Origin of the sequence: Streptomyces sp. CA-251247 (assembly GCF_050952975.1) — a bacterium.
GTDB classification, from domain to species: domain Bacteria; phylum Actinomycetota; class Actinomycetes; order Streptomycetales; family Streptomycetaceae; genus Streptomyces; species Streptomyces achmelvichensis.
Genome location: NZ_CP191861.1, coordinates 5,212,812 through 5,229,164, shown reverse-complemented (window position 1 = coordinate 5,229,164; position 16,353 = coordinate 5,212,812). Strand labels below are relative to the sequence as shown.

The following is a 16,353-nucleotide window of genomic DNA, read 5'->3' as shown; positions in this document are numbered from 1 at the left end:
CGTCCTTCTGTGTCCGCAGTCTGTGCGGGTGTCCGCGTGTGCGGTGGTCAGCCGCCCAGGACGTCTCCGAGGTCGACCCCGGAGCCGTAGTAGAAGCTCATGACGATGAGGATCAGGGTGGCCGGGAGCATGACCAGCGTGACCACCAGCGTCGACTTGGGCACGGCCTTCGCGGCGTTCCGCCGGGCGTTCTGCGCGTCCGTGCGGCGCATGTCGGTGGCGATCTGGATCAGGGTGTCGACGATCGGCGCACCGAGCTCCTCGCCCTGCTGGAGGGCGGTGACGAACATCGACACCTGCTCGGAGTCGTTGCGCCGGCGCAGCTGGTCGAAGGCGTCGCGCCGGCTCACCCCCATGTCCATCTGCCGCAGGGTGATGCGCAGTTCGTCGGACCAGGGTCCCTGGTACTTCTCCGCGACGCGTTCCAGCGCCTGGCGGAAGCCGAGTCCGGCGGAGACGACGACGGCGAGGACGTCGAGGAAGTCGGGCAGCGTGCGTTCGATGTCCTCACGGCGCTTGCGGATCGCCGCGCGGATGATGACATCGGTCCACAAGAGCCCGAACAGCAGGGCGAGGACGGCGATGACGAACTGGCCCCGCAGCAGCATGGAGAAGGCCGCGAGCACGCCCAGGAATCCGTAGACCGCGCGGCGTGCGGCATAGCGGTCGACGGTCATGCCGGAGGGGTTGCCCGCCATGTCGAGCCGTTTACGGACGGCGTCGACCCGCTTGGGGCCCATGGCGCGCAGCACGGCGGGGGCGTACCGCATGCCGAGGCGGTCGATTCCCGAGCCGACGGCGGTGGTCCGGGTGGAGCCCACCTCCAGCGCGAGCGCGAGGTCGCCGGGGAGCCGGGCGTCGGCGCGGTACATCCGGATGCCGTGGAAGATCCCGTACACGGAGACCGCGAGGAGCGCGGCGAGCAGAAGTCCCATGGTGTCGTCGCCCTCTCAGACCTGGATCCTGGACATACGGCGGATGAGGAAGGCGCCCAGGGCGTACAGGCCGAAGGCGATGAGCGTGGCGAACTGGCCGACCACCGAGCCCGTCATCTTGTCGAGGGCGCCCGGGGTCGTCGCGTTGATCATCAGGAGGAAGCCGAGCCCGAGGAGGGGTACCGCCAGCGCGGTGACCTTGATCTGGGAGAGCATCGTGGTGACCTCCCGGCGGGTCTCCTTCCGTTCCTCCAGCGTCTCGGTCAGGTTCCGCAGCGAGGTGACGACCTGGCCGCCGGCGCGGTTGGCGAGGATGAGGGTGGTGACCAGGACGATGAGTTCGCGGGAGGGCAGCCGTTCGGCGAGCTCGCCGAGCGCGTCGTCCAGCGACTGGCCGAGTGCCAACTGGTCGGCGACCATGCCCAGTTCATGGCCCGCCGGGTCGTCGAGCTCCTCGGCGGCCATCGCGAGCGCGGTGCGCAGCGCCAGCCCGGCCTGGGTGGCGTTGGCGAGGACGCGGGTGAACTCGGGGAGCTGGGCGATGAACGCCTCGGTGCGCTTGACGCGCTGCCAGTTGAGGAAGGCGTTGGCGCCCCACAGGCTCGCGACGGCGGCCAGTACACCGAAGAAGGGGGCGAAGATCGCGCCGACGACGACGTACACGGCGAGCAGGGCCGCGACCACGTAGACGACGTACTCGCCCGGGGTCAGGTCGAGGCCCGTGACCGCGATCTTCCGTTCGATGCGGTTGCCGAGCCGCGTCCCGCGCAGCCGTCGGTCGACACCGCCGAACCGCCGTCGCCTCCCGGAGGGCAGGGCGAGCGGGCCCGTCTGCGACATGCGCTCGACGAGTGCCTGGCGCTGGGCCCTGCCGGAGGAGTACGCGTGCACGCCGACGACGCAGAGCACACAGGCGAGCAGTGCGACTCCGATCGTCAGGAGTGGGAGGTTGTCCATGGCGGCGGGACCTTCTCGGTGTGCGGTCGGGGGCGGGGTGGTCGCGTCGTCGACGTGGTCGGCGGCATCGGAGTCGGCGGCGGCATCGGGGTGGTCGGGGTCATGGCCGTGTCACAGCAGGGACCTGCGGACGGCGAGCTGGGCCTCGGAGGCGGCGATGCCGAAGGCCGGTGGCAGCGGTTCGTTCTTCATGTAGAGGCGTTCCGCGACCCGCCGCGGCACCGGGTAGTACTCGAACCGCCCGTGGATCCGTCCGTCGGCGGACATCGGCTGGGCGTTGAAGCGGCAGACGGAGACGATGCGGTACTCCTCACGGCCGTAGGAGTCGACCACGGCGATCTCGGTCACCCGGCGGGAGCCGTCGGCGTGCCGGGTGAGCTGGACGATCACGTCGACGGCGCTGTTGATCTGGTCCTTGATCGCCACGAACGGGATCTCGACCTCGGACATGGACGCCAGCGTCTGGAGGCGCATCAGCGCGTCCTCGGCGCTGTTGGCGTGGACGGTGGCCAGCGATCCGTCGTGACCGGTCGACATCGCCTGGAGCATGTCGAGCGTCTCGCCGCCGCGGACCTCACCGACGATGATGCGGTCGGGGCGCATACGCAGGGAGTTGCGTACGAGGTCGCGGATGGTGACGCGGCCCTTGCCCTCCACGTTGGGCGGCCGGCTCTCCAGCGTGATCACGTGCGCCTGCTGGAGCTGGAGCTCGGCGGAGTCCTCGATGGTGACGATGCGTTCGCCCTCGGGGATGAGAGCGGACAGGGAGTTGAGGAGTGTCGTCTTCCCGGTGCCGGTCGCCCCGGAGACGATCAGGTTGAACTTGGCCCGCACCAGCCCTGCCAGCAGCAGCGTCATCTGTTCGTCGAGCGAGCCGATCGCGATCATCTCCGCGAGCGTGAACGCCCGGGGGAAGCGCCGGATGGTGAGGATCGGGCCGGTCAGGGACAGCGGGGGGATGATGACGTTGACGCGCTCCCCGGAGGGCAGCCGGGCGTCGACCATCGGATTGGCCTCGTCCACACGGCGGTTGACGGTGGAGACGATGCGCTCGATCGTCTGCATGAGCTGCTCGTTGGACGAGAAACGCAGCGGGAGCATCTCCAGCCGGCCGCCGCGCTCGACGAAGACCTGCTCATGGCCGTTCACCATGATCTCGCTGATGGACGCGTCCTCGAGCAGCGGTTCCAGGATGCCGAGGCCGAGCGCCTCGTCGACGACGCGGCGGATGAGCTGCGAGCGCTCGACGGTGGACAGCACCGGGCCCTCGCGGCTGATGATGTGGCCGAGTACGCGCTCCAGCCGGGCCCGTCGTTCGGCGGCGGCGAGCGAGGACATCTCCGCGAGGTCGATCTCCTCCAGGAGCTTGGCGCGGTAGACCCCGACGAGGCGGTTCTCCTCGCTGTGGCCGTTGACCGGCTCCGGACTGCTGATGCGTGACCGCAGGCTCATGACGTCATCTCCTCTCGCCGTCCGCGACGGTGTGGCGGGGTCATTCGTCGACCGGCATGGTGACGGTCCGCTGGGCGGAGCCGAAGTCGAAGACCGGCAGCAGGGCGGGGACCTGGATCGTGACGGTCGCCGTGACCTCGCCGCCCCCGGCGGGTGCGCTCACCTGGGCCCCGTCCGCGAGCCAGTCGCTCATGGCCGCGTAACCGGCCGCCTCGCCGCCGCCCTCGCCGTGCGAGGCGACGCGGGCGGCCGCGCGGGCCGCGGTGCCGGCCTGCTGGGCGGTGTAGGCGACGATGCCGAGCTGGATCGCGGCGAGGGCGACGAAGAGCAGCAGGGTGATGACGCCCGCGTATTCGAGGGCGGCCTGGCCGCGGTCGTCCCGGCGGCGCCTCACGGCCGGTCCTCTCGGGCCGCGGAGGCATGGGCGTCGAAACGGAAGGGGAAGTTCACGCTGCCGGGGAAGAGGACGGGCACGTCGAGGACGACCGTGGCCGTCACCAGGTCGCCGGACTCGCCACAGTTCACGCTCGCCCCGCCCTGCCAGGCACCCGGAAGGTCCTCCGTGCCGGCGGCCGAGCAGTCGCCGTCCACCGCCCCCGCCCGGGCCGCCGCGTCGGCGGCGTTCCCGGCGAGCGAGAACGTGTAGCCGAGCAGCGCGGCCTGCCACAGCAGGACGAGCGTCGCGAGAATGACGGGGACCGTGCCCGTGAACTCGATCGCGGCCTGACCCCGGTCGCCACGCAGCCGCGCCACCACCGATGCAGCGCCCCGGCCGCCACGCCACCGCGCCACCACGGCGCCTATCGCTGTCCCTGGAGATCTCATCGCTCGACGTACCCCCTCACCGCAGTCACCTCGACCGTGCCCGCCGGACACCGATCGATCCCCTGTCGCCGCGCAACCTGCCCTGTTTCTGGTCACCTGCCGGAGCGCGTACGAGGCCGAGTTCGCCCGCAAGCCCCCACACGGCCTGCTTCACGGTGGACCGGGACTCCAGGTCCTGCATCCGCCCCGCGTCGACGACGGGCTGAAGCTCCTTGAAGTTCGCGGGGACGGCGATCCGCGAGACCCGGGTGCCGGTGATCTTCTCGACCAGCGGGGGCTGGATCTCGGTGCCGCGGGTGTGCCGGTTCACGACGGCGACCGTTTCCTCCGCCTTGCGGATCTGGAGCCGGTCCCACATACGCACCATGCGTTTGGCCGCGCGGACGGCGACCACGTCCGGGGTGGTCACCAGCAGCGTGATGTCGGCCATCTCGATGGCGGCCGCGTTGGCGCTGTTCATCTGGGTGCCACAGTCGATGATCACGACCTCGTGGCGGTTGCGCAGCGCGCTGACGATCTGGCGCACGGCCCGGTCGTTGACCTCCTCGCCGCGTTCGCCCTCGGCGGGGGCGAGCAGCAGCCCCATCCCCGTCTGGTGGGCGAACAGCGCGTCCTGGAGGACGCGCGGGGATATGTCCTGGATCCCGGCGAGGTCGACGATGGAGCGGCGGAACTGCACATCGAGGTACGAGGCGATGTCCCCGGCCTGGAGGTCGAGGTCGGCGAGAGCCACCGGACGGCCCGACGCCTGGGCCGCGAGCGCCAGTTGCACCGCGATGACGGTGGCACCCACACCGCCCTTGGCGCCGCTGACGGTGACCACCGTGCCGCCGGGTCCGCTGAAGACGTCCCCGCCGTGGCCGAGATGGCGCCGTACGCCGACGGACCAGCCGGCGGCGGCCTGGACCCGCTGGGCCAGCTCCTCGTACGACAGCGGCAGTCCGACCAGCCCGCGGGCACCGGAGTCCATGGCGGCCGAGTAGAGAACGGGGCTGGCGTCGCCCGACACGAGGACCACGCCGACCGCGGGGAAGCGCAGGGCCACTTCCCGGATCAGTTCGAGAGCGGGGACCGGTCCGATGCGTTCGTGGACCAGCACGACCTCGGGCAGTTCGTCGAGCGACTCGGACGCGAGCCGGGCCAGCATGTCGAGCAGCGAGGTCGAGTCGGCGACCGGCGCGGCCGGCTCCGCGTCCGGGAGCTGGCTCAGCAGGGTGGTGATGGACCGGGCCGCATCGGGTTCGCCGACGGCCGGGAGGATGCGTGTGGTCATACAGCCCTCACCTGTTCTTGTCTTCGTCGAGGGTGTAGGTGCTGTCACCGGGGCGCAATGTGGCCGGGCTGCCCTTGGCGAGAAGCGCGAGGCGCACATGCTCGGCGAAGGACTCGGCGTACGCGACGCGCTGGGCGTCGGTGGTGTTGAGCGCGAAGGTGATCGGCACGGCCTCGCGCGGGCCGCTGGAGCGCTTGTCGTCCTTGGGTTCGAGCGGGGTGAGGCGGCCGACGTCGATCACTTTGGCGTTGGGGACGATGATCCGGGACTGGTCCGGGTCGCCTTCGTCCTTACCGGCGAAGGTCGCGAAGATGTTGACCAGATCCCCCGGGGTGATCTTTCCGGCCACTCCGGTGGCGGCATCGATCATGATGGCGATCTCCTGCTCACCGGAGGCGAGCACCGGCCGCTTGACGATCATGTCGTCCTGGAGCAGGGATCCTTTGCGCAGCTGGGTCACGGCGATCTTTCCGTTCACCACGGACAGGTCGGTCACCGCGCTGTCGGAGAGCCAGCGCCGGGGCATCGAGATCTTCTCGAACTGGTCCGGCCGCAAAGGCGTATAGGGAGAGACATCGGTCTTGAGCCGGTAGGCGGAAACCTCGGGGCCGACCTTCGAATTCACGTCGCTGATCACGGAAATCACGCCGGCGAACGCCCCGAGGGCACACAGCACCGAGAGGAGCAGAAGTATGATGCCGCGGCGTTGGCGTGAATTCATGGGCTGGACAACCTCGTTCGCAGACGTGGACTGGCGGAGCGGACAGAGCGAGAAGTGCGGTGGGGGACGCGCTTTCGGCAGGCCGTTCGACACGGGCGGCCCGGCCGGCGGTTCACGGTCCGCGGTACGAGGACGTCCCCCTGCTCAGCGCGCGGGGCTCGTGCGTGCGGTTCTCGGCCGCCGCGAGAGGTGCGGAACAGAAGCCGCAGCGGTCACCGATGAGTTCGATTCCGCACCAGGTGCACACCTCTCGCCGTACGGATGAAACCAGCTGGTAGAGAACCGAGATGTCGGGCAGGAAGGCCGCGAATTCGATCAGCCGGCCGGTGCCCCACCAGACCGGCGAGTCGGCGGGCAGCCGGGCCTCCTCCAGGCTCTGCGTCTGCCATGCCGGGGCCAGGGTCGCGGTCACCCAGTCGGACTGGAGCTGCCCCTTGGCCACCGCGAGCCGGGTGACGAACTCGGGGCCGGTGAGCCGGCCGGTGCCGATCCTGATCAGTTCGGGGTCGGGATTGGCGAGCACGCCGAACTGCGAACCCGGAACCCATGATTTCGCATGGGATGTGAGGCTCACCGGTACCCGGTCGAGCCGGGTGACGGAATTCAGCAGCGCTCCGGCATAGATGTAGTGGGAGAGCAGCCGGGCCGCCGACGCGACGATTCCGGCGCTGAAGTCGCAGATCGACAACTGCCGTAGCTGGCGCACCAGGACGGCCGTCGCCAGGGGTGGAAGATCCACTTTCAGGAGGGCGATGCGACTGCTCTCCAGTACGGATCGGACCGTGTGCAGCCTGCGTTCGTGGGCGAGCGGAATCGAGGCCGGATAGAGGGCGATCACATAGCCGTGCTGTTCCAGCAGAACCGTCATGTCGGAGAGGGCGGCATCCAGCGGCTGAACGTCCGGCGCCTGCAGCAGAGCCGCCGTGGGCGTGTGGTGGTCCATCGGCGGTAGCACCAGATCTGCGCTGGTGACAGCTATTGCGGTCGGCACGCTGGTTCCCCGTTCAGCTCCGGCCGCCGGGGGACCCGTGACCGCAGTTACCTACTGCTCATCGCTCCTGCCTCAGCACTTTATCCACGAGTTCGGAGGCAGAGAACACCTTTCAGAACCGAGAGCCTCAACACGCGCACTCTCCGCACAGGCCAAACCGGACTTAGGGGTCAGGAGTTGACTCCCGTAACGCATGAGTGAATGCGGAATGCCGAACGCCCGGTCGAATGGGCCGCCGCCGGTCAACTGGGCCCGGGTGGCGGGAAAGCGGGACACGCACCCTCCACCTTTGGCCGAAAACCGATGAAGGGCGTCCGTATACGAATCGGTGTCAGAGGTCTTGACAACCCTATTGGTCTGGACCAGTTTGTACGCCCAGCGGTGGCCACCGTTCCGAGACCCCCTCCACACCCCCAACTCCCCCACCGGAGGCTGCAAAGTGGACCGCACCACACGCTCGCGGAGATGGCTCGGCGGAGCCCTGGCGCTCGCCGTCGGAGCCGGTATCTCCATCGTGGGCAGCACAGGCACCGCTCAGGCGGCCGACATCAACGTCGCCAAGAACGCCGGCTTCGAGTCCGGACTCTCCAACTGGACCTGTTCCGGCGGCAGTGGCGCGAACACCTCCTCCCCCGTACGCACCGGCTCCTCCGCGCTGAAGGCGACACCGGCCGGCCAGGACAACGCCAAGTGCACCCAGACCGTCTCCGTGAAGCCCAACTCGACCTACACCCTGGCCGCCTGGGTGCAGGGCGGGTACGCCTACCTCGGCGCGACCGGCACCGGCACCACCGACGTCTCCACCTGGACGCCCGGCAGCAGCAGCTGGACCCAGCTGTCGACCAGCTTCCGCACCGGCGCGAGCACCACGTCGGTGACCGTCTACACGCACGGGTGGTACGGCCAGGCCGCGTACATCGCGGACGACGTCAACGTCTTCGGTCCCGACGGAGGCGGCGGCACGGACCCCGAGCCCGGCATCCCCTCCGCACCGGCCGGGGTGTCGGTCGGCTCCGTGACCTCCTCCTCCGTCTCCCTGAACTGGGGTGCGGTGTCGGGCGCGGCCGGCTACAACATCTACCGCGACGGGACCAGGGTCCAGTCGGCGAGCGGCACGTCGGCGACGGTCTCCGGGCTCGCCGCGAACACCTCGTACCAGTTCCAGGTGACGGCGACGAACTCCGCGGGCGAGTCCCCGAAGTCGGCCGCGGTCACCGGCAGGACGAGCCAGGGCACCGGGAACCCGGGCAACCCGGCCGTGCCGAAGCACGCCCTGACCGGCTACTGGCAGAACTTCAACAACGGCGCGACCGTGCAGAAGCTCCGCGATGTGCAGTCCCAGTACGACATCATCGCGGTCTCCTTCGCGGACTCCACCGCCACACCGGGCCAGATCGTCTTCAACCTCGACCCGGCCGTCGGCTACGCCTCGGTCGCCGACTTCAAGGCCGACGTGGCCGCGAAGAAGGCCGCGGGCAAGTCGGTGATCATCTCGGTCGGCGGTGAGAAGGGCAACGTCACCGTCAACAGTGACGCCTCCGCCACGGCCTTCGCCAACAGCGCCTACGCGCTGATGCAGGAGTACGGCTTCAGCGGCGTCGACATCGACCTGGAGCACGGCATCAACTCCACCTATCTGACGAAGGCGCTGCGCCAGCTGTCGCAGAAGGCGGGTACCTCGCTCGTGCTGACGATGGCGCCGCAGACCATCGACATGCAGAACACCGGCTCGGAGTACTTCAAGACCGCGCTGGCCGTGAAGGACATCCTCACGGTCGTCAACATGCAGTACTACAACAGCGGTTCGATGCTCGGCTGCGACGGCAAGGTCTACTCGCAGGGCTCCGTGGACTTCCTCACCGCGCTCGCCTGCATCCAGCTGGAGAACGGTCTCGACCCGTCCCAGGTGGGACTGGGTGTGCCGGCTTCCACGCGGGGCGCGGGCAGCGGCTATGTCGACCCGTCGATCGTGAAGAACGCGCTGGACTGCCTCGCCCGGGGCACGAACTGCGGTTCCTTCAAGCCCTCGAAGACCTACCCGGGTCTGCGGGGCGCGATGACCTGGTCCACGAACTGGGACGCGACGGCCGGCAACGCCTGGTCGAACGCGGTCGGCCCGCACGTGCACGGCCTGCCGTAAATCACCGTCCGATGACAGGGCCCGTCCCCGCCGCTCTCCCGGCTGGGGACGGGCCCTGTCCGTATCCGGCAGCTGCCGGAGGCGACGGACGGGTCAGAAGAAGTCCGCCCACGGCTGGTCGATGATCTGCTTGGTCGCCAGCACGAGGAACAGCAGTCCGGAGACCACCAGCATCGAGTTGCTGAGCTTGCCGTTGCGCCATTCCCGCGGAGTACGGGCGGAGTTGAGCAGCCACACCAGGGTCAGGGCCAGGAACGGCATGAAGGCCGCGCCGAGGACGCCGTAGATGATCACCAGACGGAACGGCTGGCCCTGGAAGAGCAGCACCATCGGCGGGAAGGTCAGCCACAGCAGATAGAGCCGGAAGGGCAGCGACCGCTCGCGCGCCCCGGAGGCCACTTCCTCGCCCGTGACCCCGCCGGCGTCGGCGCGGTCCTTGCGGTAGCGCGCGACGAAGTCGGCGAACATCAGGCTCACGCCGTGCCAGACACCGATGAGCGAGGTGAACGACGTGGCGAAGAAGCCGATGAGGAAGAACGTGGCGGTGGCCTGGCCGTACTCCTTCTCCAGGATGTCGCCGAGCTGGATCAGCCCCTTGTCGCCGCTCTCGATGGCCACGTTGGCCGAGTGCAGCAGCTCGGCGCCGACGAAGAGCATCGCGACCACGAAGATGCCGGTGGTGATGTACGCGACGCGGTTGTCGAGCCGCATCACCTTCATCCAGCCGGTGTTGGTCCAGCCCTTGGCGTTGACCCAGTAGCCGTACGCGGCGATCGTGATCGTGCCGCCGACACCGCCGATCAGGCCCAGCGTGTTGAGGATCGAGTCCTTCTCGTCCGGCAGGACGGGCAGCAGACCGGCGAAGGCGTCGCCGAGGTTCGGGGTGACACGGATCGCCAGATAGACGGTGACCACGAACATCACGCCCACGAGAACGGTCATGACCTTCTCGAAGACGCTGTACTTGTTGAACCAGACGAAGACCAGGCCGACGACACCCGTGAGAATGGACCACCATTCGAGGTCCATCACGCCGGGGAACAGCGCCTGGAGGGGAAGGCCGCTGGAGGACATGGCGGCCGCGCCGTAGACGAAGCCCCAGATCACCACGTAGACGACGAAGAACCAGGTGGTCCAGCGGCCGAGGTCGGCCCAGCCGTCGAAGAGCGTGCGACCGGTGGACAGATGCCAGCGGCCGGCCGCCTCCGCGAGCGAGATCTTGACCACGCAGCCGAGAACGGCGGCCCACAGAAGGGTGTAGCCGAAGTTGCTGCCGGCGATGAGCGTGGCGACGAGGTCGCCGGCGCCGACACCGGTCGCGGCGACGACGATGCCGGGGCCGATGTACTTCCAACTGGACTTGCGGGGTCGGGACACGGACTCGTCGGTGCTGCTCTCGGTGGTGCCTGACATGTGCGGGCCGCCTTCTCACTCGTACCGGCGTGTGGCTCAGGTCACGTAAGCGGTGGAGGAGTGATCGCGCAAGGGGTCCGTACGAATCGGGGACGGGATGGCCGAAGGTTCCCTCTTGACCGGGTCATGCCAGAGTCGCACCATGTGCGCACACACCCGCACGACGTGTCGCACCTGCGCAACCCCCCACCTCCACACCCAGGAGACAGCATGCGACTTCGCATACGCGGCAGCGGCCGGCGAACGGTCACGTTCGCCGCCCTGCTGGCGCTCGCGGTGGCAGCACCGCTCACCGCCAACGCCGCGCCCCCGGACGATTCCCGGGCGCCTGCCACCACCCCCGCGGCCGCCGCGGAGGAACGGACCCTTCAGTACGAGATCAAGGGCGCGGCCGGTGTCGCGGCCCGTACCGCGATCGCCGCCACCGGCGTCTCGATCGACGAGGCCGACGCCCGTTCGGCCGTGGTGAGCGCGAACGACGCCCAGGCGAAACGGCTGCGCGCACTCGGCTACGAACTGACGGCGCTGCCCGGCCCGCCGGCCCGTACCGGTGGCGCTGCCGTGGAGCCGTTCGACTTTCCGTCGGCCGACGCGCGCTATCACAACTACGCCGAGATGACCGCGGAGATCGACCAGCGCATCGCCGCCCATCCGGCCATCATGAGCAAGCGGGTCATCGGCAAGAGCTACCAGGGCCGGGACATCGTCGCCGTCAAGATCAGCGACAACGTCGCGACCGACGAGGCCGAGCCCGAGGTGCTCTTCACCCACCACCAGCATGCGCGTGAGCATCTGACGGTGGAGATGGCGCTGTATCTGCTGCGCGAGCTCGGTGACGACTACGGCACCGACTCGCGGGTCACCAACGCCGTCAACGGCCGGGAGATCTGGATCATCCCGGACGTCAATCCGGACGGCGGCGAGTACGACATCGCCTCCGGCTCGTACCGCAGCTGGCGCAAGAACCGGCAGCCCAACACCGGTTCGTCGGCCGTCGGCACCGACCTCAACCGCAACTGGAACTTCAAGTGGGGCTGCTGCAACGGCTCGTCCACCTCCCCGAGCTCCGAGACCTATCGCGGCCGTGCCGCCGAGTCCGGCCCCGAGGTCAAGGTCGTCGCCGACTTCGCCCGCAGCCGCGTCGTCGGCGGCAAGCAGCAGATCAGGACCGGCATCGACTTCCACACGTACAGCGAACTGGTGCTGTGGCCGTACGGGTACACCACCGCGGACACCGCCCCGGGGCTGACGAAGGACGACCGTGACGCGTTCGCCGCGGTCGGCAGGAAGATGGCGGCCAGCAACGGCTACACGCCCGAGCAGTCGAGCGACCTGTACATCACGGACGGCTCGATCGACGACTGGCTGTGGGGCAACCAGAAGATCTTCGCGTACACCTTCGAGATGTACCCGACGGGCTTCGGCGGCGGCGGCTTCTACCCGCCCGACGAGGTGATCGAGCGCGAGACCAGCCGCAACCGGGACGCCGTGCTGCAACTGCTGGAGAACTCGGACTGCATGTACCGCTCCATCGGCAAGGAACAGCAGTACTGCGCGAGCTGATCTGCGCGAGCTGACCTGCGCGGGCAGACCGAGGCGCCCGGGACGGATACCGTCCCGGGCGCCTTCGTCCGTGGGGAGCACCCCCGTACAGACCCCTCTAGACGACGAGACTGAGCGCCGCCGCGACCGCGAAACCGGCGACCGACAGCACCGACTCCAGGACCGTCCACGACTTCAGGGTGTCGCGCTCGGATATGCCGAAGTACTTCGACACGATCCAGAAGCCGCCGTCGTTGACGTGCGAGGCGAAGATCGAACCGGCCGAGATGGCCATGATGACCAGGGCCAGGAAGGCCTGCGAGTGACCGCCGTTCTCCACCAGCGGCAGCACGATGCCGGCCGTGGTGACGATCGCCACGGTCGCCGAACCCTGCGCCACCCGCAGCACCAGCGAGATCAGATAGGCGAGGACGATGACCGGCAGGCCGACGTCGTTGAAGGTGTCGGAGAGCGCCTGGGCCACCCCGCTCGCCTTGAGCACGGCGCCGAACACACCGCCCGCGCCGACGACGAGCAGGATGTTGCCGACCGGCTTGAGCGAGGAGGTCGACACCTGCTCCAGGGACTTGCGGGACCAGCCACGCCGGATGCCGAGCAGGTAGTAGGCGAGGAAAAGCGCGATCGTCAGCGCGACGAACGGGTTGCCGAAGAACTCGACGACCGACCGGAGCGTGGACTCGTCCAGCGCGATGGAGGAGAACGTCGCCGCCAGGATCAGCACCAGCGGCGTACCGATGATGAGCAGCACGGTGGCGAGCGACACGGGCGCCTCGGTGGCGCCGTCGCCCAGCCGGTCCTTGCGCTCGGCGGCTATCGCGGCCTTGGCGTCCTCGGCGGCCTCCAGCATGTCCTGCGGCACCTCGACGAACAGCCGCTTGCCGATCCACGCCGCGTACACCCAGGCGGCGAGGACCGCGGGTATGCCGACCACGATGCCCATCAGGATGACCCAGCCCAGCGAGACCTTGAACAGACCGGCGGCGGCGACCGGGCCGGGGTGCGGCGGGAGGAAGGCGTGGGTCATCGACAGGCCGGCCAGCAGCGGCATCGCGTAGAGGATGATCGACTTGCCGGAGCGCTTGGCCGCCGCGTAGACGATCGGCGCGAGGACGAAGATGCCGACGTCGAAGAAGACCGGGACACCGAAGATCAGACCGGTCAGTCCCATGGCCAGCGGGGCGCGCTTCTCACCGAACAGGCCCAGCAGACGCGAGCTCAACACCTCGGCGCCGCCGGACACTTCGAGTATCGCGCCCAGCATGGTGCCGAGCCCGATGATGATCGCGACATGGCCGAGGATGCCGCCCATACCGGTCTCGATGACGGAGACGGCCGCGGACTTCTGCACGGTGCCGAAGAGTTCGGTGACGGAGAGGCCGGCGGCGAGACCCACCGCGATGGAGACGGCGAGCAGCGCGACGAACGGCTGGAGCCTCAGCTTGATGATCAGCACGAGCAGAAGCGCGATACCGAGGGCGGCGACGGTCAGCAGACCGGCGGTGCCGTCGATGAGGAGGAGCAGTCCACCGGTGTGCGGCGGGGCCGGTGGCGGTGCGTCAGCGGCGAGGAGCATGGCGGAACCTGTCGTTCGAGGTGTTTTCGGGTAGGGGGGACCGCGGCACGGCGCCCCGGGGACGGGCGCCGGGCCGTGCGGTGTGTGCTGGGGGGTGTGGTCGGGCAAGGTCAGCGGACGATCAGCCGAGAACCGCCAGCGCGTCGATCTCGATGAGCAGCCCGGCGGGCAGGCCGACGTAGACCGTGGTGCGCGCGGAGGCGGGAGCCTTCAGGTTCTGCTCCGCGAAGTACGCGTTGTAGATCTCGTTCATCTCGGCGAAGTGGCCGACGTCGGTGAGATAGACGCGCATCATCATCACGTCGTCCCAGCTCGCACCGCCCTCTTCGAGGATCGCCTTGACGTTCGCGAGCGTCTGGAGGGTCTGCTCGCGCAGCGTGGGGCCCGCGGGGGTGGGGGCCTGGCCCTCGACGGCCGGAAGGAAACCGACCTGCCCGGCGACCTGAAGGATGTTGCCCTTCTTGACGCCGTGGGAGAACTTGGCGGGCGGCTCGGTGTGGGTGGCGGGGGTGATCGCGGTCTTCTCGGTCATGGAGCTTCCTTCGGACGGTGTCGTGCTGGGGTGTGTCGTACCGGCGGTGTGCTCGGTCGTACTCGGTCGTACTCGGTTATCGGTCGTGCTCGGTCGTACCTGATGGGTCGGTCGCGCTCAGTGGGGAGTGACAGAACCGGAGTACTCCCGGCTGATGGCGTCGGCCGTGCGGCGCACCAGCGGGAGCAGGGTGAGGAGTTCCTCGCCGGTGACGACGACGTTCGGCGCGGACACCGACATCGCGGCGACGACCCGGCCGTCGGCGCCCCGGATGGGTGCGCCGATGCAGTTGATGGACTCCTCGTGGCCGCCGAGGTCGGTGGCCCATCCCTGTTCGCGTACGACGGTGAGTTCTCTGAGGAACGCACCGGCGTTCGGCGTCGAACGGGATGTGTACATGGGGTAGTCGAGCTTCTCGGCGACCGCGCGCCGCTCGGGCTCGGGCAGGTCGGCGAGCAGCAGCTTCGCCACGGCCGCGACGGTGATCGCGACGGGCTTGCCGATCCGCGAGTACATCCGTACCGGGTAGCGGCTCTCGACCTTGTCGATGTAGAGGACTTCGCTCTCCTCGTACACGGCGAGATGGATGGTGTGCCCGATCTGCTCGTTGAGGGTGACGAGATGGGGGTGGGCGATCTCGCGTACGTCGAGGTTCTCGACGGCCTCCTGCGCGAGGGCGAACAGCCGGGCCCCCAGCCGGTAGCGCTGGTCCTGCTGGCGGTAGACCAGTCCGTGCTCGTGGAGCGTACGCAGCAGCCGCAGCGCGGTGGACTTGTGAACGCCGAGGCGTTCGGCGACCTGTCCGAGGTCGGCGGGTCCCTGGGCGAGCAACGGAAGGATGCTCAGCGCGCGGTCGACGGTCTGGCTCATGACGTACGTACCTCCTCATCCACGGCTGAGGTCCAGCCGGGGCCGAGTCGAAGTCTCCCCCAGGCCGCGTCGTCCAGTTCCGCGAGGCGGTCGGCGTGTGCGGTGGAGGGCGGGGTGCCGAGGTCGCCGGGGACGGTCAGGGCGGCGGCGGCCATGAGGTGTCCGTGCCGCAGCCGGTCCCGCAGGGGCAGTTCGCGCAGCGTCCCGGAGAGGAAACCGGCCGCGAAGGCGTCGCCGGCCCCGACCGGGGCGACGACGTCGACACGGGGAGCGGGGGCGAAGACCGCGCCCGGCGCGGAGCCCGCGGAGTCTTGGGCCCTCTCCGGTGCGGTTCCTTCGGCCGCCTCGGACGCGGGCCCCGTGTAGGCGGTGGCGCCCCGGGCGCCGTGCTTCACGACGACGACTCCGGGCTCCGGGAGCGCCGCGCGGATCGCCGCCCCGCCGTGCAGTCCCCACGCGTCCGCCGCCTCGTCCTCGCCGACGAAGACGAGGTCGGCTCCGCGGGCCAGCTCCAGCAGCACCTCCGGTCCCGAGGCGTCGCGCCACAGCCCCGGCCGGTGGTTGACGTCGAAGGAGACCAGCGGCCGCCCCTCGCGCCGTTCGGTGAGTTCGAGCATCAGCGCGAGGCAGTCCGCGGAGAGCGCGGCGGTGATGCCGGACAGGTGCAGGACCCGCGCGCCGGTGAGTTCGGTGTAGGGCAGAGTCATCGGGGACATCGCCGACGCCGCCGAACCGGCCCGGTAGTACGCGACTTCGTGCGCGTCCGTGGACCGGTCGGTGGCGGTGCGGAAGTAGATGCCGGTGGGCCGGTCCGGATCACGGCCGACGGCCGAGGTGTCGACCCCGTACGCGCCGATCGCCTCGATGAGGTGGTCACCGAACCCGTCGGCACCGACCCGGCTGACCCACTTCACCCGGTGCCCGGCCGCGGCGAGCGCGCAGGCGACATTGGACTCGGCACCGCCGATGGTGCGGGCGAAGGAGGGGACGTCGGCGAGGCGCCCGGACCGTGAGGGCATGAACGTGACCATGGACTCGCCGAGGCAGATCACCTCGGTCGGGTCCGCGGCTGCGGTGCCGGTCACGCTGCTCACCCTGGGGCCTCCTC

At 69.3% G+C, this 16,353-nt stretch carries 15 protein-coding genes; 2 read left to right on the top strand and 13 right to left on the bottom strand.

What is annotated here, in order from left to right:
* Nucleotides 1-47 precede the first annotated feature (47 nt).
* From ACQPWZ_RS23285 to ACQPWZ_RS23250, 8 genes are all read right to left on the bottom strand, one after another.
* Entirely contained in the window at nt 48-935 is an 888-nt protein-coding gene (locus tag ACQPWZ_RS23285) for a DUF5936 domain-containing protein (RefSeq protein ID WP_433572291.1), read from the bottom strand.
* A gap of 15 nt (nt 936-950) precedes the next feature.
* The gene (locus ACQPWZ_RS23280) at nt 951-1,892 is read right to left on the bottom strand and encodes a type II secretion system F family protein (protein WP_340475082.1); all 942 of its coding nucleotides are present in this window, start codon (nt 1,890-1,892) and stop codon (nt 951-953) included.
* 111 nt (nt 1,893-2,003) lie between these two features.
* Entirely contained in the window at nt 2,004-3,344 is a 1,341-nt protein-coding gene (locus ACQPWZ_RS23275) for a CpaF family protein (RefSeq protein WP_327680780.1), read from the bottom strand.
* A 40-nt stretch (nt 3,345-3,384) separates the two neighbouring features.
* Nucleotides 3,385-3,738: a TadE/TadG family type IV pilus assembly protein gene (locus ACQPWZ_RS23270; protein ID WP_340475081.1), complete on the bottom strand. Its 354-nt coding sequence runs from the start codon at nt 3,736-3,738 to the stop codon at nt 3,385-3,387.
* On the bottom strand, nt 3,735-4,169 hold the full coding sequence (locus ACQPWZ_RS23265) for a TadE/TadG family type IV pilus assembly protein (RefSeq protein WP_433572290.1): 435 nt from the start codon (nt 4,167-4,169) through the stop codon (nt 3,735-3,737). Before ACQPWZ_RS23265 ends, ACQPWZ_RS23270 begins: the two co-directional genes overlap by 4 nt.
* Before the next feature lie 25 nt (nt 4,170-4,194).
* Nucleotides 4,195-5,442: an AAA family ATPase gene (locus tag ACQPWZ_RS23260; RefSeq protein ID WP_340475079.1), complete on the bottom strand. Its 1,248-nt coding sequence runs from the start codon at nt 5,440-5,442 to the stop codon at nt 4,195-4,197.
* 7 nt (nt 5,443-5,449) lie between these two features.
* A complete protein-coding gene (cpaB, locus tag ACQPWZ_RS23255; RefSeq protein ID WP_405572381.1) occupies nt 5,450-6,163 on the bottom strand; it encodes a Flp pilus assembly protein CpaB in 714 nt (237 codons plus the stop codon).
* 112 nt (nt 6,164-6,275) lie between these two features.
* Complete coding sequence (locus tag ACQPWZ_RS23250) at nt 6,276-7,106, bottom strand: hypothetical protein (protein WP_340477982.1); 831 nt, start codon at nt 7,104-7,106, stop codon at nt 6,276-6,278.
* A 487-nt stretch (nt 7,107-7,593) separates the two neighbouring features.
* Here ACQPWZ_RS23250 and ACQPWZ_RS23245 point away from each other — a divergent pair, with 487 nt between their 5' ends.
* The gene (locus tag ACQPWZ_RS23245) at nt 7,594-9,294 is read left to right on the top strand and encodes a chitinase (protein WP_433572289.1); all 1,701 of its coding nucleotides are present in this window, start codon (nt 7,594-7,596) and stop codon (nt 9,292-9,294) included.
* Nucleotides 9,295-9,387: 93 nt separating this feature from the next.
* On the opposite strand, the gene ACQPWZ_RS23240 is transcribed toward ACQPWZ_RS23245, so the two are convergent.
* The gene (locus ACQPWZ_RS23240; protein ID WP_405572373.1) at nt 9,388-10,707 is read right to left on the bottom strand and encodes an Nramp family divalent metal transporter; all 1,320 of its coding nucleotides are present in this window, start codon (nt 10,705-10,707) and stop codon (nt 9,388-9,390) included.
* Between the two features lie 210 nt (nt 10,708-10,917).
* On the opposite strand from ACQPWZ_RS23240, the gene ACQPWZ_RS23235 reads away from it, so the two are divergent.
* A complete protein-coding gene (locus ACQPWZ_RS23235; RefSeq protein WP_340475073.1) occupies nt 10,918-12,270 on the top strand; it encodes a M14 family metallopeptidase in 1,353 nt (450 codons plus the stop codon).
* A 97-nt stretch (nt 12,271-12,367) separates the two neighbouring features.
* On the opposite strand, the gene ACQPWZ_RS23230 is transcribed toward ACQPWZ_RS23235, so the two are convergent.
* The 4 genes from ACQPWZ_RS23230 to ACQPWZ_RS23215 form a co-directional block, all read right to left on the bottom strand.
* Nucleotides 12,368-13,843, bottom strand: coding sequence for a GntP family permease (locus ACQPWZ_RS23230; RefSeq protein WP_340475072.1), 1,476 nt, complete (start codon nt 13,841-13,843; stop codon nt 12,368-12,370).
* Between the two features lie 121 nt (nt 13,844-13,964).
* Complete coding sequence (locus tag ACQPWZ_RS23225; protein ID WP_340475071.1) at nt 13,965-14,375, bottom strand: RidA family protein; 411 nt, start codon at nt 14,373-14,375, stop codon at nt 13,965-13,967.
* A gap of 117 nt (nt 14,376-14,492) precedes the next feature.
* Complete coding sequence (locus ACQPWZ_RS23220) at nt 14,493-15,245, bottom strand: IclR family transcriptional regulator (protein ID WP_313944397.1); 753 nt, start codon at nt 15,243-15,245, stop codon at nt 14,493-14,495.
* A complete protein-coding gene (locus ACQPWZ_RS23215; protein WP_433572288.1) occupies nt 15,242-16,339 on the bottom strand; it encodes a sugar kinase in 1,098 nt (365 codons plus the stop codon). The genes ACQPWZ_RS23220 and ACQPWZ_RS23215 overlap by 4 nt, the downstream gene beginning before the upstream one ends.
* Between the last annotated feature and the right edge of the window lie 14 nt (nt 16,340-16,353).